Source organism: Kocuria sp. WRN011 (assembly GCF_002295155.1).
GTDB lineage: Bacteria > Actinomycetota > Actinomycetes > Actinomycetales > Micrococcaceae > Kocuria > Kocuria carniphila.
Map to the genome: position 1 here is coordinate 193,398 of NZ_NSGI01000003.1, position 21,785 is coordinate 215,182.

The 21,785-nt window shown below is 63.7% G+C and carries 20 protein-coding genes and 1 pseudogene; 5 read left to right on the top strand and 16 right to left on the bottom strand.

Annotation, left to right across the window (positions count from 1 at the left end; translation table 11 throughout):
- Positions 1-157: 157 nt before the first annotated feature.
- The 7 genes from CKW39_RS05580 to CKW39_RS15260 all read right to left on the bottom strand — a co-directional run bounded on the left by CKW39_RS05580 (position 158) and on the right by CKW39_RS15260 (position 4,809).
- Entirely contained in the window at positions 158-727 is a 570-nt protein-coding gene (locus CKW39_RS05580) for a hypothetical protein (RefSeq protein ID WP_095797158.1), read from the bottom strand.
- Between the two features lie 118 nt (positions 728-845).
- The gene (locus tag CKW39_RS05585) at positions 846-1,610 is read right to left on the bottom strand and encodes a hypothetical protein (RefSeq protein ID WP_095797159.1); all 765 of its coding nucleotides are present in this window, start codon (positions 1,608-1,610) and stop codon (positions 846-848) included.
- Positions 1,611-1,684: 74 nt separating this feature from the next.
- Complete coding sequence (locus CKW39_RS05590) at positions 1,685-2,320, bottom strand: maleylpyruvate isomerase family mycothiol-dependent enzyme (RefSeq protein WP_095797160.1); 636 nt, start codon at positions 2,318-2,320, stop codon at positions 1,685-1,687.
- A gap of 3 nt (positions 2,321-2,323) precedes the next feature.
- The gene (locus tag CKW39_RS05595) at positions 2,324-2,791 is read right to left on the bottom strand and encodes a MarR family winged helix-turn-helix transcriptional regulator (protein ID WP_158222914.1); all 468 of its coding nucleotides are present in this window, start codon (positions 2,789-2,791) and stop codon (positions 2,324-2,326) included.
- Between the two features lie 123 nt (positions 2,792-2,914).
- Complete coding sequence (locus CKW39_RS05600; RefSeq protein ID WP_095797162.1) at positions 2,915-3,502, bottom strand: DUF805 domain-containing protein; 588 nt, start codon at positions 3,500-3,502, stop codon at positions 2,915-2,917.
- Positions 3,503-3,921: 419 nt separating this feature from the next.
- Positions 3,922-4,527, bottom strand: a complete 606-nt coding sequence (locus tag CKW39_RS05605; RefSeq protein WP_254049291.1) for a dihydrofolate reductase family protein — start codon at positions 4,525-4,527, stop codon at positions 3,922-3,924.
- A gap of 36 nt (positions 4,528-4,563) precedes the next feature.
- Positions 4,564-4,809 carry a hypothetical protein gene (locus CKW39_RS15260; RefSeq protein WP_143469940.1) on the bottom strand — a complete coding sequence of 82 codons (246 nt, stop codon included), beginning with the start codon at positions 4,807-4,809 and terminating at the stop codon, positions 4,564-4,566.
- A gap of 247 nt (positions 4,810-5,056) precedes the next feature.
- Here CKW39_RS15260 and CKW39_RS05610 point away from each other — a divergent pair, with 247 nt between their 5' ends.
- Complete coding sequence (locus tag CKW39_RS05610) at positions 5,057-6,610, top strand: LTA synthase family protein (protein ID WP_254049292.1); 1,554 nt, start codon at positions 5,057-5,059, stop codon at positions 6,608-6,610.
- 109 nt (positions 6,611-6,719) lie between these two features.
- Here the strand turns inward: CKW39_RS05610 and recQ are convergent, their stop codons facing one another.
- The 7 genes from recQ to CKW39_RS05645 all read right to left on the bottom strand — a co-directional run bounded on the left by recQ (position 6,720) and on the right by CKW39_RS05645 (position 14,979).
- Positions 6,720-8,585, bottom strand: coding sequence for a DNA helicase RecQ (recQ, locus tag CKW39_RS05615; RefSeq protein WP_095797297.1), 1,866 nt, complete (start codon positions 8,583-8,585; stop codon positions 6,720-6,722).
- A 34-nt stretch (positions 8,586-8,619) separates the two neighbouring features.
- Positions 8,620-9,411 carry a hypothetical protein gene (locus tag CKW39_RS05620; RefSeq protein ID WP_129700237.1) on the bottom strand — a complete coding sequence of 264 codons (792 nt, stop codon included), beginning with the start codon at positions 9,409-9,411 and terminating at the stop codon, positions 8,620-8,622.
- A gap of 6 nt (positions 9,412-9,417) precedes the next feature.
- Positions 9,418-9,936 carry a hypothetical protein gene (locus CKW39_RS15265; protein ID WP_129700235.1) on the bottom strand — a complete coding sequence of 173 codons (519 nt, stop codon included), beginning with the start codon at positions 9,934-9,936 and terminating at the stop codon, positions 9,418-9,420.
- Between the two features lie 572 nt (positions 9,937-10,508).
- The gene (locus CKW39_RS05630; protein WP_095797165.1) at positions 10,509-12,062 is read right to left on the bottom strand and encodes an ATP-binding protein; all 1,554 of its coding nucleotides are present in this window, start codon (positions 12,060-12,062) and stop codon (positions 10,509-10,511) included.
- The gene (locus CKW39_RS05635; protein ID WP_095797166.1) at positions 12,059-13,504 is read right to left on the bottom strand and encodes a glycosyltransferase; all 1,446 of its coding nucleotides are present in this window, start codon (positions 13,502-13,504) and stop codon (positions 12,059-12,061) included. The genes CKW39_RS05630 and CKW39_RS05635 overlap by 4 nt, the downstream gene beginning before the upstream one ends.
- On the bottom strand, positions 13,491-14,588 hold the full coding sequence (locus CKW39_RS05640; RefSeq protein ID WP_095797167.1) for a HEAT repeat domain-containing protein: 1,098 nt from the start codon (positions 14,586-14,588) through the stop codon (positions 13,491-13,493). The genes CKW39_RS05635 and CKW39_RS05640 overlap by 14 nt, the downstream gene beginning before the upstream one ends.
- Before the next feature lie 7 nt (positions 14,589-14,595).
- On the bottom strand, positions 14,596-14,979 hold the full coding sequence (locus CKW39_RS05645; RefSeq protein WP_095797168.1) for a response regulator transcription factor: 384 nt from the start codon (positions 14,977-14,979) through the stop codon (positions 14,596-14,598).
- 239 nt (positions 14,980-15,218) lie between these two features.
- On the opposite strand from CKW39_RS05645, the gene CKW39_RS05650 reads away from it, so the two are divergent.
- Positions 15,219-15,482: a hypothetical protein gene (locus CKW39_RS05650; RefSeq protein WP_095797169.1), complete on the top strand. Its 264-nt coding sequence runs from the start codon at positions 15,219-15,221 to the stop codon at positions 15,480-15,482.
- A 125-nt stretch (positions 15,483-15,607) separates the two neighbouring features.
- Here CKW39_RS05650 and CKW39_RS05655 read toward each other — a convergent pair whose 3' ends face one another.
- Together CKW39_RS05655 and CKW39_RS05660 are read right to left on the bottom strand one after the other, a co-directional pair.
- Positions 15,608-16,975 carry an acyltransferase gene (locus CKW39_RS05655; protein ID WP_095797170.1) on the bottom strand — a complete coding sequence of 456 codons (1,368 nt, stop codon included), beginning with the start codon at positions 16,973-16,975 and terminating at the stop codon, positions 15,608-15,610.
- A gap of 126 nt (positions 16,976-17,101) precedes the next feature.
- Positions 17,102-17,727: pseudogene (locus CKW39_RS05660) on the bottom strand (response regulator).
- Between the two features lie 211 nt (positions 17,728-17,938).
- On the opposite strand from CKW39_RS05660, the gene CKW39_RS05665 reads away from it, so the two are divergent.
- The 3 genes from CKW39_RS05665 to CKW39_RS05675 all read left to right on the top strand — a co-directional run bounded on the left by CKW39_RS05665 (position 17,939) and on the right by CKW39_RS05675 (position 21,781).
- A complete protein-coding gene (locus CKW39_RS05665; RefSeq protein ID WP_158222915.1) occupies positions 17,939-18,997 on the top strand; it encodes a DMT family transporter in 1,059 nt (352 codons plus the stop codon).
- Positions 18,997-20,970, top strand: coding sequence for a sensor histidine kinase (locus tag CKW39_RS05670; RefSeq protein WP_095797172.1), 1,974 nt, complete (start codon positions 18,997-18,999; stop codon positions 20,968-20,970). Before CKW39_RS05665 ends, CKW39_RS05670 begins: the two co-directional genes overlap by 1 nt.
- Positions 20,971-21,277: 307 nt before the next feature.
- Positions 21,278-21,781, top strand: a complete 504-nt coding sequence (locus CKW39_RS05675; RefSeq protein WP_095797173.1) for an FBP domain-containing protein — start codon at positions 21,278-21,280, stop codon at positions 21,779-21,781.
- Positions 21,782-21,785: the final 4 nt, after the last annotated feature.

Here is a 21,785-nt window from a genome sequence, read left to right on the forward strand (position 1 = left end):
TTCGCCGCCCCGGCCGCCGCGTGCATGACCGTTCTTGCGCGATCTGCGGTACGGGCGCTGCGCAGGCGACCAGAGCGGCGTCGTCCCCCGCCCAGTCCGTTAAACAGAACTGGCCCCGAGCGAACGAATCGCTCGGGGCCAGAACTCAAAAGGGGAACTATGCGCGTTCCGTCAGCTCGATCGAGGTCACGTTGAACTTGGAGTTCGCCGTTCCCTCCACGGTGTAGTCGCAGGAACCGAAGTTGCCCGAGACCGTCATGGGGTAGGAAATGGACGTCACGTGATCGCGGTTGGTCGCGCCGTTGGCGGAGTCGCGGTTCGAGTCGTCCAGGCGGAAGCTCGGTGCGAAGGCTGCGCCGCCACCCGGGAAGATACCCGAGTTGGTGCCGCCGGCGACCACCGGTGCGTTGTAGGTCTCGCCGTTGAGCAGGGTGACCTCTGCCGGGCCGGACGCCGTCAGCGTGGCCTGGGTGCCGGACTGCACGTTACCGCCGGTCCAGTACGAGCCGAAGGTGATCTGCTTGTCCAGCAGGTTGCCGGCCGCCTCAGTGTGGGACGGCGCGGTCAACGAGAAGTCGCTGGCCGACGGGCAGGACTCCGCTGCGGCTGCTGCGGGGGCCTGAGGTGCCTCCGGAGTGGGCGCTGCAGAAGCGGCCGGTGCCACAGTGAACGAGAGTGCTGCCACGGTTGCGGCGGCCGTCAAAATGCGGTTGGTCTTCTTCATCATGCTGATTCCTCCTTTGGATCAGCAAGCCAACTTACTAGCACGTAACCCCGGCTCGTCAAGGCCGACGACGCCGCTCGCCTCCACAAAGCCCCTTCTCACCTGGGATTTCAGGCGATTTTCAGGCGCCCTGCGCCTGTAGGATCGCGATCTTTTGCCACACCTTGCGGGCCATGTCTGAGGTGAGGGTTTCGATGCCTTCAACGGCATCCAGTACATCCCCGTCGGTGGTGTCCTCGGCGAAAAGGGCCGCTGTCTTGCCGACGAGCGAGAGCATTTCCGTACAGTAATCGAAGTAGTGGGTGAGCTGTTCACGAGTGAGGTCCAGCCCTCCGTCCTCCCGCGATCCTCGCTGGAGCCTCTCGGGCACCTTGGTGAGCTGGTGCATGTCGATCACGTGCGCGAGTGATCGCAGCCGGTGGACGAGTCGCAGCACACGAGCGCGCTCCAACCGTTGCGGCACGGCTACCAGGAAGAAGATGGCGATGCCCGCGAAGACCAGGTTGTTGACCACGGTTTCGAGTAGCGGGAGCCAGTCGATGGGACCCAGGGCATCCGGACTCGACCAGATACTCGCTGCGGCGAGAACAATGGCACCGCCAAAGATCGCGAGGACCGCAATGATCCCCAGGCGAGAGAGTAGCCGGGCCAGCCTGATGCGGCGCCGGCTGATGCCGCCACCACTGGTGACCTCATCCACGAGTCCCACCAATTCACCGCAAACCTCCCACAGTCCGCGATCCGGGAAGCGTGAGTAGATGCGCTTCTGCAGAGCGGCTGTGGATTCACGGACGGCGGTGCTGTCCAGGTGTTGGTAGCGAGAACCGGCCGGAGGAGCGTCGTCGTGATCGTCGGGCCGGGCGGGGAGTTCTGCGGGATAAGGCACCCATTGAGGATACGGGACGAGCAGTTCAACCCCGTAGGGCTACCCGGCGGTGAGACTTGGCGATCGATTGAAATTTATCCGCGGGAACTGAGTAGATCGACACCAGATCCCGCAAGATCGGCGCAAGCAGCCTTTCGACCCGTGATGGCCATGGCGAGCGCCTCCGGGGTCCCCGTCACTTCCAGACCTGCTCCAAAGCTCGTCTCCCAACCCCGAGGACGGAACGATAGGCCTCTGATACGCGCTGGCGTGGTGAGGCTGGCCGCCGCTTTGCCAGACGTCAGGTAGGGCAGGAGATCCAGCCAGTCCTCACTTCGGACATCAGCGGCAAGCCCGAGAGGGCGCGCGATATCGCGCAGGTGGATGCAGGTCTCCGCGAACGGGCCCATAGGGCCCACCCTCGGCGGGCTGACTTCATCGCTGGCGTGCTGGCGCAAAAGGGCCACGAGACGCGCCGGCTCAATAACTGCGTTACGGCGCGTGATGTGGTCGATGGTGGCGGCCGTATTCCCCCGGTAGCGCAGCGACGTCACAAAGAATTGCCCGAATCCTACGAGCATGGGCTGAAGGAAATGAGCCGCCATATGTCGCACGGTCCAGCCCTCACAAAGTGTCTCTGCACCCCATTGGACTGGGTCGAGAGACTCGAGGACGTCGGCGATCTCACGTCTGTTGCGGGTGGTCCGCGCGAAGATTCCGTTGGTATTCATGACTCATGTCCTGGTTCCTGCCGCCGAGGCTGCGGCTCGTGCCTTGATGTCGTGGTTGAGATCCCCGAGCACCCTGATGGTTGTTCTCAGATCCTGCTCGCTGCACTGCGGACCAAGAAGGGCGAGTTGGGCGCGTTCACGATCGTGCAGCCCCCTGAAGGCTCGAGAGCCTTTTTCAGTGGGTTGGATGAGCACAGATCTACGGTGTGCCGGGTTGGGCTTGGACTCCACATGACCCAACTTGATCAGCTCATCTACATGGCGTTGAACATTCTGACGAGCCAAGGACAGTCGAGACGCAGCCTGAGGCACCGTCATGGGCGCCCCGTCCAGCAGCACCTCCATGACCGCCCGAGACCCTACGGTCCAGCCCAAGTCACGCACCTCCGCCTCAACGACCCGTGCAGAATTGAGCACCATTGGGCGAACAGCTCTGAGAATCTCATACACGGTGTCTCCACGCTCCATCATGACATCAATGATGTCATGATGGAGCGTGGACGGCAAGAGATGCTCTGGCCACATCCGCGATAGCACATGAAAAGGGCCGCCAATCCTTTCGAATCGACGGCCCTCCCCAGCTACAACATCAACTCACCAGTCGAACCGCGCTCCCGCAGGATTCGGCGGCAGCAGGTAGAAAACCAACAGAATGAGCGGCCCGAGGAACGGAATAAGACTCAGTAAGTACAGGAATCCGGACATGTTCACGTCGTGCAGTCGCCGCACGGCGAGCGCGATGCTCGGAATGATGTGGGCCAACAGGAACACGAGGAACAGCAGCGACAAGAAGATCCCCAACCCGTTGGGCTCACTCCTCACCGAGTATGAGTAGGACGTCGCGGATGTGACCGTATTGCTGTTCACTACCTCGCTGCCAACCGTGCCGATGAGCACCATGAACAGGCCGTATACCAGGAACATGAAGAGTGCGACCCACCAGTACTCGGATCGGCTGGCGCGCCCGGAGAACTGTGCGTATTTCTTGTAGAACCGCTTGATGGCTTGGCCGGGACCCACGGGAACGCCCGGCTGGGAACCTCGTTGCTGGTACCCGCCCTGGTCGTAACCGGGTGCGTCACCGGGCCGATACTGGTCGGTGGCCGGAGCGGCGTCGTAATGGGTGGAATCGCTGGTCTGCTGGTCTCCTGGCTGGGAGCCATAAGAATGGGGGGTGCTCATGTCATGCCCTTCACAATTGCGAACGTTGTGATTAGAGACACTATCTCCTGAGGAACAGCTGTAGCACTACCTCGCGCCAGAACGTTATGAATTCGATGTCCGGCGCCGCCATTACCCGACGACCGCCACCAGCAACAGCGGACCCCACAGGAACACGGGCGCGCCATTGCCGATCATCAACCCCAGCGGTGCCCCGGAAGGTCCAAATGTCACAGGCTGCCACAGGGGGGATGTGGCCGAAACTCTTCTTCGTTGAGCGGAGCGACCCACGCGCGACGTTTGCAGATCAACCCGTCCCGCATTGGGGATTTCTCACATATCCGGGCCCCTCAATAGCGGCGTCGAAGGCGGTTTTATCTTCAAGATGGCAGGCACCGAAGCCGGTCCAGGTGCGCCCTCAGGTCACCACTGGCGACCCCTCATACACTGCAAACTCGGGACGGCCCTGGTTCTTGTAGGTCTGAATGGTCAGCCCGCCCGGGGTGACTCGACAACTGACAAGGCGGAACCCAATCGGATCCATGCCATCGGGGAAAAGGCGGGCGCCCCTGGCCCACTACCACCGGCGCTATAACCAGGCGCAGCTCGTCGACCTGGTCCGCAGCAAACAGACCTTGGGCAAGCACCGAGCTGCCATGGACCTGCAAGTCCCGGCCCAGCCGTGATTTGAGTTCGGCTACCTGCGCCGCGAGATCTCCCGAGAGGATGGTGGTGGGGTTCCATTCGGCACTGGTTAAGGTCTTAGATGCCACGTATTTCGGCAACCCGTTCATGAGCTCGGTGAACGGGTCGTCCGGGTCGGTGATCTGCGGCCAATCCCGGGCGAATGCCTCACAAGTACGCCTTCCGAACATAAGGGCATCGGCTTGTTGGAGCCATTCGGTGCATTGCTGATTGAATTCCTTGTCCAGGTAAGGAACGAACCAGCCACCCCGTTCAAAATTCCCGCTGCGGTCCTCGTCCGGAGATCCCAGTCCTTGCGAGACACCATCGAGACTGACGAATTGCATGACAGTTAGTTTCATCGGTCAGGGTCCTTCCAAGTCCTACATTCTGTGAATTCACGAGCCGACCCGCACTTGCGCAGGATCTGTACAACGCCGCCGCAGCCAGTAGCCAACCACTGCTACCAGGAGCAGTGGACCCCACAAGAAGATGGGCGCGTAGCAAACAATCATCAATACCCGCCAGAGCGCGGAGGGTACGGTCACCAGAAAAGCGGCCCAGGCCGCGAATTTGGCCCACGTCTGCGGAGAAACCGCGGGGCCGGGTTGCGCATTGATCAGATTGGATGCCTGGGTGGGCATGTTCTCAATCTAGTCCTGAACCGCGCCATTAATAAGGCCTCATGCCGCCCTCGAGACCAACCAGCTGTTGGGGGGAGGTCCCCGGCTCATTACGCGGGTTCGTAGACGACTCCAAGCAAGGAACCCTCACCTTAACTCCAGGGAACGGGTAGGTTAACGGTATTCGTTTTCTGTGAGCCCGGGTCGAGTACGGGCAGATCCCACAGGTGTTCGGCGACCGCACGGACATCGCACGCGAGGAGTTGTCATGGCCAGCCGGGTTCATCCTGCAATCCGACAGGTTGGCGTGGTCCTGGGGTACCTCGTGGTCTACGTCATGATCTGGGCGGGCCTTGCCATGCTCATTGCCGCCATCGGCATTCGCTACTACTTCGGCAAGATCTCATTCGGTCAGATGCGCCTCAACATCGTCACCGTGGAGACGGACGGCGGAGGTGGCCCGCTGGTCTGGATGGGGATCCTGGGTATCGGCGTGCTTCCCCTGGTCATCACCATCGGCATTGCCGTGTGGCAGTATTTCCGGCGCCGCAAGCGCCGTCGGCTGGGCTGTGACACCCGGCCCCAGGCCAAGAAATGGGCCATGCGCGGCCTCTCGACCGCCTTGGTTGCCGCGGTCGCGGCCGGCGGCACCACGGCGTTCGCCTCCACCGTGGGCATCGGCGACTACATTCGTTCGGCCAGTTCGCCCTACAACATGGGCGACTACTACGCGGAACCCACGGTCACCGGCGCGGAGGCAAAGCGCAATCTGGTCACGATCTATCTGGAGTCCGGCGAGCAGACGCTGGCGAACGACGAGCACTTCGAGAAGGACGCCTTCGCTCCCCTGAAAGACGTCACCCGCCCCGAAGACGGCTGGCAGAGCATCGAGAACTTCAACCAGTACGAGGGCGGCGGCTGGACCATGTCCGGGCTGGTGTCCACGCAGTGTGGCGTGCCGCTCAAGGGCGTGGGGGCGTCCGTGGACAGCGGTTCCCCCGACCAACTCGTGGGCAGCATGAACAGCTACCTGGGCGGTCTCACCTGCCTGGGCGACATCCTGGCGGAACAGGGTTACACCAACGTGTTCCTGGGCGGTGCCAACCCGTCCTTTGCCGCGAAGGGCACGTTCCTGGCAAACCACGGGTACACCAAGGACGTGGGTCTCGACGACTGGCGGGCCGCCGGGGAGCCCGAAGAGAGCTTTCGTAGCGACTGGGGCCTGAGCGACGAACGCCTGATGGCCAACGCCAAGAACGAGATCGACCAGCTCCACGCCACCGCACAGCAGACCGGTCAGCCGTTCAACCTGTCCATGCTCACGCTGGACACCCACGAGCCGGTCCACATCTACGACTACTGCACCGTGGACACCGAGAGCGAAGTGACCTCCGCGTTCTTCTGCTCCATGACCCAAGTGGCGGACTTCGTGGAATATATGAACCAAATGGGATATCTCGAGGACACCTCCGTGGTGATCATGGGTGACCACCTCAAACACATGAGCGCCGGCGACGCGTTCCACGAGCAGCTGGGCGGACACACCAACCGCACGATCTTCAACCGGATCTGGGTTCCGGGCGAGACCGGCACTCCCGAGACCCGCTCCGACGCCGATCAGCTCAACATGTTCCCCACCCTGATCGAGGCCGCCGGGCTGACGCTCGAGAATCGCGAGGCCGGCCTGGGCGTCTCCGCTTTCTCCCCGGACATCCCCGGGGATTCCGCGCAGAGTTTCGAACCTGATCCGTACAAGGACCTCTTGGAGTCCCGCTCTGAGCAGTTCTACTCCGAGGCCTGGGCCGCACGCACCGCGCCGTAACGCGGTCCGTTCCGGATCCACCGACGACGCCGCTCGCGTCCGCCGGCGTTAAGGTGCCGTTGACGCCGGGCGCAGTCACATCCGTTGGTAATGCCGCTCGCGCCCTTGGTCAGGCGTCCGCGCCGAGCGCCTCCAGCACAGCGTCCCCATACTCCGCGAGTTTCTTCGCGCCGACGCCGCTCACGGCACCCAACGCCCGCACGGTCTCCGGCTTCGCTTCCACGATGCCCACCAGGGTGGCATCCGAGAACACCATGTAGGGCGGGATCTGCTTCTCCTTGGCGACTGAGGTGCGCCATGTCCGCAATGACTCGAACGCTTCGCGATCCGCGGTCTCCAGACCCTCGGCGGCCGATGCACGAGCGCCCCCGGCGGGACGAGGGCGCCCGCGAGCGGGCGACGTCGGCGCCCTGTCCACCGCCAAGTCCAGGGTGACCTCGCCGCGCAGAACGGGACCGGCGTTCGGGCCGGACACCAGCACGCCGTAGTCGCCCACGGCCTCCACGATCCCGCGCGCGAGGAGCTGCCGCAGCACCGACCGCCATTCCCGCTCGGTGAGCTCCGTGCCGATCCCCCACACGCTGAGCTCGTGATGGCGTGACTCGACGGAGCGTTCATTCTCGCGGCCGAGGAGCACGTCGAAGATCTTGCCCGAACCGAACTGCTGACTGCGTTCGCGATGCAGCCGAATGAGCGTGGACAGCAGCTTCTGCGCGGGCACCGTGGCGTCCCACATCTTGGGTGGTTTGAGGCATGTATCGCAGTTGCCGCACGGCTCCGACTCCTGCCCGAAATACCGCAGCAGCTGCACGCGGCGGCACGAAACGGTCTCGCACAGGGCGAGCATCGCGTCCAGGTGCGAGCGGGCGTTGCGCATGTGCAGTTCGCTGCCCTCGCCGCGGTCGATGAGGCGGCGCTGGTTGACGACGTCGCCCAGGCCGTACGCCATCCAGGCGGTCGACGGAAGCCCGTCGCGTCCCGCGCGGCCGGTCTCCTGGTAGTAACCCTCGATGCTTTTGGGCAGGTCCAGGTGGGCGACGAAGCGCACGTCCGGCTTGTCGATGCCCATGCCGAACGCGATGGTCGCGACTATCACGATGCCCTCTTCGCGCAGGAACCGCTCCTGGTTCTCATGCCGGACGGCGGCGTCGAGACCCGCGTGGTACGGAAGGGCGGCGACCCCGTGCTTTTCCAGCCACTCCGCGGTGGTCTCCACGCTTTTGCGGGAGAGGCAGTAGACGATGCCGGCGTCGCCGTCGTGCTCGGTGCTGATGAATTTCAGCAGCTGGTCGCTGCCGCGGTCCTTGGGCTCGATCCGGTACTGGATGTTGGGGCGGTCGAAGTTGGAGACGAAGTGCGCGGCGTTCTCCATGCGCAGGCGCTCGGTGATCTCACGGTGCGTGCTGCGGGTGGCCGTGGCCGTCAATGCAATCCGAGGGACGTTCGGGAACGCGTCCGCCAGCACAGACAGACCCAGATAATCGGGGCGGAAATCGTGGCCCCACTGGGCGACGCAGTGTGCCTCATCGATTGCGAAAAGGGCGATCTGAGCCCGGCGCAGTAAGTCGAGGGTGCGCGGCAGGATCAAACGCTCGGGCGCCATGTAGAGCAGGTCGATCTCACCGGCGAGCAGTTGCTGTTCGACCGCCTGCGCTTCCTGGAAATCCAGGGATGAGTTGAGGAAGGCCGCGCGGATTCCGACCGCCTCAAGCGCTGCGACCTGGTCGGACATCAGCGCGATCAGTGGTGAGACGACGATGCCGGTGCCTTCACGCAGGATCGAGGGGATCTGATAGCACAGCGACTTACCGCCACCGGTGGGCATGAGGACCACGGCTTCTCCCCCGCTCATCACCTGGTCGATGATGGCGGCCTGCTCACCGCGGAACTCGTCGTAGCCAAAAACATCGGAGAGGACGCTCAGGGGTGTGGGGGCGGCGTCGACGGTCTGCGTAGCGGTGTGGTGGTCCTGCATGGTCTCCACACTATGTCCGGCGGGGAGGTCCTCGTTACGGTGCGCCGATATGCTCTTGGATCAGCGCAGCAAAGCGCACGCGACTGACGTTGTTGGGCAGCTCGATGGGGCTGCGCCGCCGTGTGATCTGCTTCCCCAGCGGTCGAAGAATTCTTGCTGTGTCCAAGCGGCGTCCAATGAGCGGTCGGGAGTCAAGTCGCCAAGAGAGCTCCGGATGCTCTTCTCGGATTTCCAGCAGTGTGTTGAGGTCCGCAAGATCCTTTGTCGAATGCCTGCTACTCCAGCTGTGAGCCTTGAGAATCGCTGCCACCTCCACAGACGGCACACGTGTTTGATATTCAATAATCTCTCCTCCCAGCAGACGTGCCTCAACATCGATGACTACCGCCGGAGAGTTCAACGCAAATGAGAGCTCTGAAAGAGTGTCCACCTGGCCAACACTTTGAACATTGATGGACTTGATACCAGTCTTGTAATCGTCACGCGGGAGAAGAAAGTTAATCTCCACATCCTGGTCAGGGGCCACAGTCTTCTTGAGGACATTGCCTCCTACCTTGATGAAACCATCCTCCTGCAGCTGTCGGGTTACGACGCCTATGACTTCAACATCCCCAAGCGCTGTATCGGCATCCACGGTTGACCGTGGCACAGCCCTCTCGCTGGGATAAACGTGCAGCAGTAGTCTCACCATGTGTCCGCCAATGAGACGATAATCGCTGCGTCCCGATACTGTTTGAGATACTGCCAATTGCCCCCGATAACCCAAGTCATCCGCGACACTCAGAGCGTGCACTCGAATGTGTGACGGATCGGTCTCGTTGTCCACAGTGCTTTACCCCGTAATGTTCCGCGCTAGTTTCTGAGCAGCCTCCAGACTGTCCACGTCTTCTCCATGGAGGACGTCCCAATAGACGATTACCGGGTCGGCAAGAGGTACGTCTGAACTTGTCATTCCGTGTGCGACATCCACCAACTTCCATATCGTTGGATCCTGAGGAACACAGGTGACGAGGGTAGCCTCAACCAGCGGGGCCGGTACGAATCCGTCTCCAGCAAGATCAATCGGGTTCTTCACGTAGATTCTGCCCACACTCGGCAGCTTCCATGGGGCCGTCTTATCGGCGGCCACGTCTCCAGTGATGAGCGGATCAACGTCATACAAGGCAGCGACTTTAACCGCTTGTTCCGTCTGCTCGACCACAGGATTCAAGCTGTACCATCCGAATCCTTGCCCGTTGGGCCCCTCATAGTCGATTAACCATTCTTGAAGCAGCGCCTGCTTGTCGTCGGCAAGGAACCCAGCTTCTGTCTCGTGGACCAAGCCGGCAAGTTGCTTAATCGCGAGGGACACGGCCTGTTGGCTACTACCCAAAACCGCGGCGATCTCGGATTGCCGCAGCGGGCCTGACGCGAGCAGGAGACACCGCATCGTTGCCCATCGAATCCAGGCGCGCCTACCGCGGCGCGGTCTTGGGAGTACATCGAGTGGGCGAGAGGCTACCTCGTGAGCGTCGTCGGAATACACGCGACCGCGAACAATCAGCTGCAGTGGTCGCTCGGTAATGACATCCAACTCACCCCTACTGGCGCGTTCCAGCATGTTCGTAGTGATCGTTCTACCAACGAGTAGTGGACGCACACGCCGGGTTTCAGATGAACCCGTGAAGAAGCGCGCGGCTTCGGATGTGATCCTGTCCATGGCTGGAAGAGGCTTGCACGGGTACCGACCCCCATCTGGTGCCCGTAGTAGCCAAGACCCCATGTCCCACGGGTCTATTTCGAAGTTGAGCTCGCGAAGCAGGTCCACGACATCTACCATCGCTAGTCCTCCAACAAGCTAAACCAGAAAAATTCGATATTACTTGTTGGACATTAGAACACACCTTCGTGTAAAAGCGTGGCCCTAATCCGAGCTACTCCGCCCTATCGAGGGGTTGCGGGTCCCTCCGCCGGAGCCAGGGGCACGTCGATGGTGACCGTGGTGCCTTCTCCCTCGATCGATCGCAGTTCCACGGTCCCGCCGTGTTGCTCCACGATCGTGCGCACGATGACAAGCCCCAATCCCGTACCGGGGATCTGCTGGTCCGCGGCGTTCGAGGCACGGGTGAAGCTCGTGAACAATGAATCGATCTCCTTGGCGGGGATCCCCATTCCTGTGTCTTCGCAGCTCAAGCGGACTCCGTGGCCGTCGGCCGTCCGGGACAGAGAGAGGGTGACCGTGCCACCCGGCGGAGTGAACTTCACCGCATTGCCCACCACATTGGTGATGGCCCGTTCCAACCGGTCCCTGTCCCCCAGCACCGGCCACGCTCCTGCGATCTCGCCCCGGAGGGAAACCTGGCCACTCGTGGCCTGCGGAACAAGATTCGTCATCACCCGGGACAAGCATTCGGCGAGATCCAACACCCGGTCGTGCTTGGAGTGCCCCTCCTGTTCCTGGTCAAGGCGATTGATGAGCAGGAGGTCTTCAATGAGCAGTTGTAGCCGGTTGGTGTTGCGCTGTACTACTCCCAGCACGCGATCCTGCTCCGGGGTGATTTTGCCGTAGTCCCCGTCCTGCAGCATTTCCACATACCCGCTGATGGAGGTGAGCGGGGTGCGCAGCTCGTGGTTCGTGGTGGATACGAAAATGGATTTCTGCCGGTTCAACTCGTGCAGTTGCTCGACCGTCCGCTCGCGTTGAGCCGCCACTTCCCGGGCCTCCCGGGTGAACGAGTTGAAGGACTTCGCGAGGTCCACGACCTCCAAAGCACCCCGTGAGGTATCCGCGACGGCGTCGGGTTCACCGTGCCGCTGTCGGCTCACGATGCGCTGCAAGCTCAGCAGGGGAGCCGCCAAGAGGTGATCCACCCGGCGTAACGCAACCAGAATGACGATCGAGGACAACAGAGCAGCCATGATCAGCGCCACGTTGGCCACCGTCATGGACCGGTTCAGTTCCGCTTGACTCTGCGCTCGAAGATCGGCGACGTCGTCGCTGAGACTCCGCAGCTCGGCCAGGGCCTCGTTCATTGCCGCTGAGGTCTGCCGCAGGTCGAGCTGCGGGCGCGGGGAGGTACTGTTCGGCTGGCGGGTGAGGTCCAGCCATTCGTCCACTACCTCGTTCATGTGTTGGATCTGCGGCAGGCGGCCGGCGGCGAGAGTTTCGAGCCGTTCACGCGCGTCAGACAGGTCCGCCACTGCTTCCACGTAATCCTGGGCGAAGACCGAATCTTGGGTGACCACGTACCCCCGCGCGGCGGTCTGGGCACGCAGCAGCGTCCCCTGCATTTCGTGGGCCGCGTCCACGAGGGGTGTGATGGTGGCCCGGGTGGTCTCCACGTGCTCCCGCACGGTTGCGAGTCCCCACCCGGCCGTGACTCCCGTGATGAGCAGTGCAACGAACCACAGGGCCACCAAGCGCTGCAGGATGACGCGTACCTTACGGTTGCCCGCCTTACCGGCCCCTGTGCGTACGTGGGAAGCTACGGAGCTCATGAGTCGACCTCGGTGAAACCCGAACGCGTCATGGTGCCCCACTTCTGCTCGCGTCGAGTGAGCGCGGCGAACCAGCCCTCCAGCCGCCACCACGCGGTGAGTTGCCGGTATCCCAGGTTCTCGAGCACCGCGGCCACCAGGGTGATCCCCAGATCCCGCCAGCGGGGGTACTTGTGGAAGCTCAGTTCTTCCACGGTCACGGCGGCGAGGGTCACGATGATGGCGTAGGCGTAGGCCACGAGCATGAACAGCAGGAAGTACTGCCAGGACACCAGCCCCAGCGCGAAGCCGAGGGCGATGAGCACGAGTCCCACGAGTTCCAACAGCGGGGCGATCAGCTCGAGAATCCAGTAGTAGGGCACCGCCACGAGACCCAGTCGACCGTAGCGGGGGTTGAACAGCATGCCCCGGTAGGCCCACAGCGTTTCCCATAGACCCCGATGCCACCGGGTCCGTTGTCTACGGAGCACGGGAACGGTGCTGGGCACCTCGGTCCAGCAGATCGGCTCGGTCAGGAACGTGACCCGGTAGGGCTTGCGCTGTTTCCTCAAGGTCCTGTGCAACCGCATGACCAGCTCGAAATCCTCACCGATGCTATTGGCATCCAAACCGCCCACCGAGGTCAGCGCGTCACGGCGGAAGACGCCGAAAGCCCCGCTGATCAGCAACAGCGCATTGATGCGGGACCACCCGGCTCGCCCCAGGTGGAAAGCGCGAAGGTATTCCAGGACCTGAATGTCTGCCAGAGGGCTTCCGGGCATGCGGACCTCCAGGACGCGCCCGCCCTTCACCCGGCACCCGTTGACGGCGCGAATCACCCCGCCCGCTGCAACCATGGTGACCGGGTCCTCGATGAACGGCCGGGACACCGCAAGCAGTGCCCCAGGATCCAAGATGGAGTCCGAGTCAACGAACAGCACCAGATCCTCGCGGGCGAGGTTCACGCCCACGTTGATCGAATCGGAGCGGCCCGAGTTGGCTTTACCCACCACCGTCAACCGGGTCCGCCCGTCACGGGGCACGTGGATACTCGTGGGCGCTTCCCGCACAGCCACATCCTGGGGCATCCGGCGGGTCACCGGGACCAGGTCGAAGGCCTTACGCAGCACTTCGAAGCCGTTATCGGTGCTGCCGTCGTCCACCACGATGACCTCGTGACGGGGATGTTGCAGGGAGAGAAACGATTCCACGGCCACGCGGATCCCCATCTCCTCGTTGTGCATGGCGGTCACCACGCTGATTCCCGGCATGGTCCGGGACCGCATGAGTTCCTCGCGACCAGCAAACGGGATCCGCCGACGGTGCGATACGAAGTCCACCGTCGCGAGCCCGATCATCACCAGGTAGGACGTGTTGATCACCAGGAAGTAGATGAGCACGGGCCACGCCACGAACGCGAGGACGGCAGCGACCGCAGTGCGCAACAGCTCAATCCAGTCCACGGGTGGCACTCCTCATGGCGGTCAGTTGCAGGGCGTAGGTGGCGGGCAGCTCAGCGGGGCCGGGTGCGTTCGCGAACGCCAGCAGCCGCTCACGGCCTCGCGAACCCAGCTCCGTGAGGGCCACGGCCGCGCGTTCGGACAGCCTCGGACGGGAGTCCGCCACGAGCGGGGCCAACGCTTCCACCGAGGAGTGCAGCCCGATCCCTTCGAGAGCGTCCACGGCGGCGAGCGCCACGGTCTCGTGCGGGTGGTGCGCGAAACGGGACAGTACCGGTAGATCGGTCGCGCCCCCGATCCTGCCGAGTGCAGCCACGAGCGATGCGAGGGTTCGGGGGTCGTCTTCCACGGCGAGCCGTTCCCGGACCACCGGGGCCGCCTGCGGCAAGGGTCGGGTGCCGATGACCGTGGCCGCGACGTGGCGCACGGAAGGTTGCGGGTGCGCCGTCGCCTCCGTGACCACGCTGGCCGCGGACTCGTCGAAGGCGCACAGGCACTCGACGGCCACCCAGCTGGGGAGTCCGCGCGGACGACGTCGCGGCGCCACCGCGCGCACGACGGCCCGGGCCGCTTTACTGTCGCCGATGAGCGTGAGGGCGCGCGCGGCGGCGACCACCACGTCGATGGAACGATCCTGGAGCAGCGGGATGATCTTTGACCCCGATTCGCGCTCCCGCATCAGCCCGAGGGTCCACGCCGCGTAGGCGCGCCGGATCGATCTCTTGGAGTTCAGCCCCCGCAACGCCCAACTCGAGCGGCCGTGCGAGCGCAGCACCTGAGCCAAGGCGCGCGCGGGTTCACCCTTGACCTTGGAAAGCATGGCGGAGACCGCGTGATCCACCACGCGTGCCCGCCGACGGGTCACCGTGGTCAGTTGGCTCAATGCGGCGGAATCCTCGTCCTCCCCGGAGGCCACGGCGAGCATGGCGGGCCTCAGCTCGCCGATGAGCTGGCGATCCCTGCGTTCGCGCCAAAGCCGGCCGGCCCGCGATCCGAGGATCAGGGCAAGCAGGAAGATGGTGGCCCACACCAGGACCCACAACACCACGGACAGCAGTTGCGCGGCTACCACTGTCTGCGTTGCCACGGGTATCTCACCGCCCCCGACCGAGGAGCGTGTTGACCCGGTGCAGCAGTTCCCTCGGGCTGAAGGGCTTGGTCACGTAGTCGTCCGCGCCGGTGGTGTAGCCGTCATCCACGTCCGTATCCCGGGCGCGCGCGGTCAGCAGGAGCACTTTGACCGTCTCGAGACGTTGCTCCGCCCGAATTTGTCGCAGGACGTCCAGTCCGCTGAGCCCCGGCATCATGACGTCCAGCACCACCAGGTCCGGCGTACTGTCCGTGAGCACCTCGAGAGCTGCGTTCCCGTCCGCGACTGAGTGAACGTCGAATCCGGCTTGTTCGAGTTTGAAGACCACGAGCTCTCGGATGTCGGGATCGTCATCCGCCACAAGGATCGAGGGCTGGGCAGGGGTCACGAGGGAACTCCGTGTGCTGGGGGGTGAACACGCTCCGCGGGGGCAGCGGGCGAGGAGCTATGGCTAAGAATATGCGAGTTCATAGGAAAGGCCGGGATTCCCGTGGCTGGCCGTTGCGCACTCGGCGTGCGCCGGGACTCGCACTCGGGGGGCGGTTCAGAACACTGGCCGTTCGGCCACTGTGCTCCGTGTGGAGTGTCGGTAGCGTGAGGGGACGGAAGGAATGAGGTGCATCGACAGTGAACAGGATCATCGACTTCTTGGGTTTGAGGAGTGACTCCCCCGAGGACAGCTTTTGGTACGGCTTCGACCGCAAGCTCAAGGCCAAGCTCATTGCCATGTCCCTGATACTGGCGGTCGCAGTATTTGCGGTGGCCCACTTCTTGTTCCGAGGGATCGACATGTTCCCCGTGATCTTGCCCTGGGCCCTGGCGCTACTGGCGTTCACCTGGTCGCTGTCCGTGGCGAAGAACAAGCACAGGGGCTCCAACGGCCAGGTCTGACGTGAGGAAAACGCAGCACCGGAGTCTCATGGGAGGCAACAGCACGGATCCGGCGGCGAAACGGCATCTTCCTCACATGAGACTCGAGCGCTGCAGTTCCTTCACACAGAATTTCCCCGCTGCACTTAACTCACATGAGGCTCACCGAAGGGATGGCTCGGAACTCGGTCCAGCATCCTGCCCACCAGGACGCTGCCGGCCAGCAATCCGACCGACAGGAGCGCCGTCGCCACGAGCGGCAAGGCCTGCGTCAGCATCAGCACCACACCGATGATCGCCATCAGAACCACGAACACAGCCCCGGATCCCCGGGCGAATCCAGACGAAAGACGCACACCGACCACCTTCCGCGCAGCTACTACGGAGACGAGCCGCCGCTCAACCCGGTCCAGCACCGGAACCACCACGAACAGCACTAAAGCAACCGCCACGAGCCACGGAAGCCTGGTAGCCCACCACGCCCCGGAGTGGGGTTCCGGTAGCGGGAAACCCAGAGTCCACAGCACGAATACGAGACCCAGCACCACCGGCATGTGCCAGAGGTAAATGGTCATCGCACGGGCACTGATGGTCGCGCCAATGGACGCGGCGACCCGGGACGCGTCCAACCTCGGCTTGAGCAGCCGCAGCGCGAAGAACTGCGCGGAACCCAGCAGCACGATCGCGGCGGTGGGCGGATTGAGGTTCACCAGCATGTCAGCCGAGTACGGACCCCAGGTCACCACCGCGAACAGCGTCAGCAGAGACACCGCAAGGCCGACATACAGACGGCCGCGCGGCCAACGAGCGGCGGCGCCGTCGTGGAACAGGAAGCCAAGCTGCTGCATCAGCAACCAAACCAGGGCGAGGTTGAAGAGACCCAGGGCGGGAGTGTCCAGGACGAACCGTGCGGCGTCGACGGCCACGACGCCGAGGCCCAGGGCAGCGACGGTGCCGCCAGGTCGTTTCTCGTGCCAGCGTGCCATGAACGGCACGAGCGCCGTGACGCCCAGGTAGACGGCCAGGAACCACAGGGGCTGCCCGACACGCAGCCGCACTTCCGCCACAAGCCCCGCATCGAGTCCGGAACCGCCCGCCATGACAAGCACCACGCCGACGACGCCGAACAGTACCACCGCGGGCACGGCCAGTCGCTGCGTCCTACTGATCACGTAGTGCTGCCAGGACGCTACGCGAGCGCGCATCCGCCGCCATTGAGTCAGGGAGGCGAAGCCGCCGGCAATGAAGAACAAGGGCATGACCTGAATGAACCAGCTAACGGGGACGAACCAGTCGGTGCCTGCCAGGGCCACGCTGGTGAGCAGGCCACCGTCCGATGTTCGTTCGACGCCCGCCATCATGGTGTGCAGTGCGACGACCACCAGGAGACACAGTGCGCGGATGAGATCCACGGTGGAATCCCGGCCGGTCTTCGTCGGAACGCTCGGTTTTCCCGGACGGGATGACAGGCCCAGACAAAGCGGCGGGGATGGGGTGCGCAGTTGGACTGACATCGTGACTCCTCGTATCAATGCGTATCGATTACGAGGAAGCTATGGCGCAGGTTCGCCCCGTTTCATCACTCTGGGGAGCGGTTCCACACCCCTACGCGAGAGGTAGCCACCGCGGTGCCAGAGGCGTCAGCGCTCGGTGCTCACCAGACCCGATTCATAGGCTGCCACCACGATCTGCGTGCGATCACGCAGCCCCAACTTGCTGAGGATCCGCGAGACGTGGGACTTCACGGTCTGTTCAGCCACGAACAGTTCCTCTGCGATCTCCGCATTCGATTTGCCGGTGGCCACGAGCTTCATGACCCCGAGCTCCCGTTCGGTCAGCGGGGACAGCGCCGCCGTATCGCGCCGCGTGCTGGGCCGGCGGGCGTAATCGGCAATGAGTTTGCTGGTGATCGACGGCGCCAGCAGCGACTCCCCCGCGGCCACGATCCGCACCGCGGACACCAGGTCCTCCGCCGTGGCGTCCTTCAGCAAGAAGCCGCTAGCCCCGGCGCGCAACGCGGAGAACACGTACTCATCCGCGTCGAAGGTGGTCAGCATGATGATCCGCGGATGCTCCAGACCGGGCATCGCCTTCACCGCTCGCGCGGCATCCAGGCCGTGAGCTTGGGCATGCGGATGTCCATCAGGATCACATCAGGGCGAGACCGGCGGACCAGTTCGACCACCTCGCTGCCATCGGCGGCGCTGCCGACCACGATGATGTCCCGCTGCGCATCGAGTAACGCCCCGAAGCCCTGACGCACCATCGCCTGGTCATCCACGATGATCACCCGGATCGCGGGATCATCGTGGTGCGCCTGCGGCATCTGGTTCTGGGCCATGCCTTGAGGCTAGCCCCGGTGCACCGCACCCGCAGCATGTCTCGGGCGGGTCGCCGCGGATATCCCTCTCAGGTATCAGCACGGATCACTCCGCAGGGTGATGACCGGACCACGAGCGCAGCCCCACGATCAGGGCATGTTCACTTTCGCCATTGGTATCGCCCTTGTCGCGGCTCTCTGCCTGGCCCTCGGCACGCATCTGCAGCACCGGGTGGTCGCGGGTCGCTCTGCCGACGCCGCCGCTCCGGCAAGCCCGACGACGCCGCGTGCCCATGTTGTCCGCCGCATCTTCCGCAGCCCCCTGTGGCTAGTGGGACTGGCACTGCTCGTGCTTGAAACGGTGCTCAACGTGATTGCCCTGGGGCTCGCTCCCGTGGCGCTCATTCAACCGTTGGGAACGCTCTCCCTGGTGGCCGCCGTGATTCTCAGCCTGCGAGCGGCACGTTCGAAAGGAACCGATCAGGTTAAGACCCAGATGCCCAAGGGCGTCATGGCGGGGATCGTGATCACGATCGTGTCCGTGGGTCTGTTCGTGGCTGTTTCAGCGAAATGGTCGATCGACCCCGAGGCCTCACCCGGTCGCCTGCTCACGCTCGGCTGTCTGCTCGTGGTGTTCTCCGCCGTGGGTGCCGCCGTGGCCAACAGCTCAACCGGTCACCTGGCTCGCATTGCGTGCGCCGGTGTCTTGTTCGGGACGGTGGCCGCGAGCACCCATGTCCTTCTGTTCACGCTCCTGCAGGCGTTCGACGGCGCTGTGCTCGGTCCCGATCTCCTGCCCGTCATCTTCGGGGCACTATCAGCGGTGCACTGGTTCTTGATCACAGGATTGATCCTCGGTTCGATCACCGGAATGTGGGTCGTACAGACCGCCTACCTCAGCGGCCCACCGGAAACCGTGCTGGCGGGGCTCACCGTGATCGACCCGCTCACCGCAGTGGGAATCGGGGCGCTGCTGCTCGGTGAGTATGCGCCCATGCCGACCCCCGTCCTGATGACCTTGGCCGTCGTTGCTGTGTTCGCCGTACTCGGCGTCTTTTTGTTGGTGCGAGCGCACCCTTCGGTACTGCGACCCGCGCGGGCACCCCACGAAGCCTCAGTCGGCCGGCCGGCCCGAGCGCCGTCGACCCTCGCCTCGTACAGATCTACTCCGGCGCGCCATGGTGCCGCCGTCACTAATGAGAGAAGCTGGTCCTGATGTCATCATCATCCGCCACACGGGCCCCGTTGTGGGTTCGGCTCCCGCGGCAGCTCGGCCGCGACTACGCCTATGTGCTGCCGGGATTCTTCATCTCGGTGTTCGCTTTCGTACTCCTCATCCCCATGTTGTCCGTGTCGCTGGGCACGTTCATCGTCTGGGTGGGCGCGCTGCTGCTGCCCCTCACCCTGGTGCTTGCCGGGGCCTTCGCTCGACTCTCCCGCTCGCGATTGCGCCACTGGGGAGTCGATCTGCCGCGGGCGCGGTACCGCACCAAACAGCCGGGGATGTTCGGGTGGATGAAAACCATGGCGGATCCGCGGTTGTGGCTCGACTTGGTCTTCGAAACCCTCATTGCTTTTCCGCTGCGCACGTTGACCTTCTCGGTCGCGGTGTCCTGGACGGCCACCGCCCTGGGTGGAGTGACATATTTCTTTTGGGGCATGTTTCTCCCAGAGGACAATAACGGTCTGGTCGAACTCGTTCTCGACGCGACGTCGAACGGCGCGATCCCGTCGTCGATCTCCGGCAGCTTTGCGCTAGAGGCCGCATTCAATTTCGTGACGGGCTTTGTCTTCCTCGTCTCGTTGCCCGCCGTCCTGCACGGCCTCGCCAGCCTCGACGCCCTGGTCACCAAGGCTGCGCTGGGAAACGGCGGCGGCCCCGCCTCCCGCGAGGTGCAACCCGGTCAGCCCGACCTTCCACCCTGGGCCTCTCACCAAGGCCCGCGCACGGACAGCATTGCCAACCGAGCCACACGAGAAACCGAGCACTCCGAACCTCATGTCGCGCGATTCGCCTCTGCGAACGGCTGGGCCTGGCTCACCACCGCCTTTGCCGCCGTCGTGTTACTGGCGATCTCCTGGCCCCTGTTCGGAGTCCTCTACGCCGTGCCCGTTGTCCCGGCGATGGTGGTCGCGATCGTTCACAGCGCGTCCCTGGTGGTCGCCGTGAGGTGGCCTGTGGTCGGGATGGTGGGGAACGCCGTCGCCGTCCTTGCTACCGCCGTGGTTACTGCCTCCGCGCTGGGCCCACCCTGGCCGTGGCCGGTAACCACGCTGATGGTGCATGGTTTCGTCCTGCTGCTGGTGGCGCTCCGCCAGCCCTGGCCCTACGCCGTGATCGGCTGGCTGGTGGCCAGCGCTGCGCCCCTCCCCGCGGTGTTCCTGTTGCGGACGGACGTCTCGGGCGGGGCGCTCTCCAGCTTGATCGTCGCGGCGTCGGTCTCGGCCGGTGTCCTCGCCCTGGGTATTCTCGTGCGGCAGCAGCTGCTGGGCCGTTCGGCGCTTCAGGCGGCGCGGCGAGCAAGTGCGGAGGAGAGCGCTCAACGGCGTGAGCTTAAGGAACGCAACCGGATCGCCCAGGAACTGCATGACGTGGTCGCTCACAGCATGTCAGTGATCAGTGTGCAGGCCACGACTGCGGAGTACCGACTCCCGGGGATGGACGAGCGAACTGCTGGCGAGTTCACCTCGATTGCTCAGTCCTCCCGACGCGCGCTCACGGAGATGCGCGGGCTGCTCACCATTCTGCGAGGCTCCGCGGACGCGCAGCTGGTCCCGCAACCCACGCTCGCAGACGTCCCGGCGCTCATTGAATCCACTCGGCAGTCTGGCGCGCGGATCGAATTCGACGTGCGGTCCGGACGCGATTCACTGGACACCGACGTACCCGCGGCGACCGCTCTCACCGCGTACCGGGTGCTGCAGGAGGCGCTCAGTAACGCCGTGCGGCACTCCCCTGGCTCCGCAATCACCGTGGGGATGGACGTTTCCGACCGCGGGATCGTCATGGACGTGGTCAACGGCCCCGCCGACGACGCCGCCTCGGGTTCAGCCGTTCCCGCTGCCCCGGGTGCCGGGCTGGGTCTTGCGGGAATCCGCGAACGGGTCGAGGCATTGGGTGGTTCGGTGCATGCCGGACCCACTGGCGATGGTGGGTTCAGGGTGCGCGCGGAGCTGCCTGTGGGCTGACTCGCCTCGTGGGGAGTTGACGTCGGGTATACGATTCCCACGTACATCTTCGGCATCCACTTCGGTGGTGAGTGAGCCTTCGGGCGTCAGGGGGTTGTCGGCTTGTCAGATGCCGGCACTAGATAGAGCTGCGTGACTGCGACGCCCGTGTGAATTTCATCCACGGTCGCAATCCTTTATGCCCTTTGAGGCATTCGTTCTGTCATCCCATCTACTGCCTGCCACTTGTGACACCAAGGTCCGGGTTCTTAAACATGCCTTCTCAGTGGTGAGGCGCGCGGGCAGAGTAAACCGAAAGCTTTCAACCATGCATTCACACACCGAATCCGAGATCCGCAAAAGCTTCATCAATTGCTCCAAGGGCGCTTCACAGCGCATCAACATTCCGCAGGACCTGTTCAGCATCGACTGGGAATCCCAGATCTTCCTCAGCTGGATCGACCCGAAATCCCCACGCACTGGATATGTAGTTGCCGAGACCGAGAATGGTTTGCGCGGGTTGGTCCTGGAGAAAAACCCTCATAAGGGCAAAGGTGGCGCACGCATGTGCCAGATCTGCCTGACCCTGCACCCCGGTAGCGGAGTCTCCCTGGTATCGATCCAGCGCTCGAAATCCGCCAAGGATCGCTACAACACTGTGGGGACCTACCTCTGTTCCGACCTTGCATGCAGCGACTACACGCGCGGAAAAAGGAAGCCCGAGGGCATCCGTCAGATGGAGGAGACCATGTCGCTCGGCGATCGCGTGGACAGGACTCTCACCAATATCAGGGGTCTGATCCAGCGCGTGGGCGACGGCATGGGGAAGTAACCCC